The sequence below is a fragment of the Mesorhizobium sp. M2E.F.Ca.ET.209.01.1.1 genome, assembly GCF_004010375.2.
In the GTDB taxonomy this organism is placed as follows: Bacteria; Pseudomonadota; Alphaproteobacteria; order Rhizobiales; family Rhizobiaceae; genus Mesorhizobium.
On sequence record NZ_SADP02001305.1, the window covers coordinates 1 to 283 of the forward strand.

1 protein-coding gene is annotated in these 283 nt (G+C 62.5%); it reads right to left on the reverse strand.

Annotated elements, in window-relative coordinates:
• Positions 1 to 283 (reverse strand): ABC transporter permease (locus EN852_RS40170; RefSeq protein WP_145994169.1); only part of this gene is annotated, 283 nt, incomplete at both ends.

Sequence of the window (283 nt, forward strand, 5' to 3'; positions counted from 1 at the left end):
ACCAGCACCGCCGACAAAAGCAGCGACAGCGACCCCATGAAAGGAATGGCAAACAGGAGCTTCGCCGCCGCCAGCACCACCACCACCTGCACGGCGCCTACCACCAGATAAGGCAGCACCTTGCCCATCATGATCTCCAGCGGGCTCGACGGCATGGCGAGGAGGTTCTCCATCGTGCCGCGCTCGGTCTCGCGCGTCAGCGCGATCGAGGTCATCATCACCATCGTCATCTGCAGGATGACGCCGAGCAGGCCGGGAACGATGTTGTATTGCGAGATGCCCT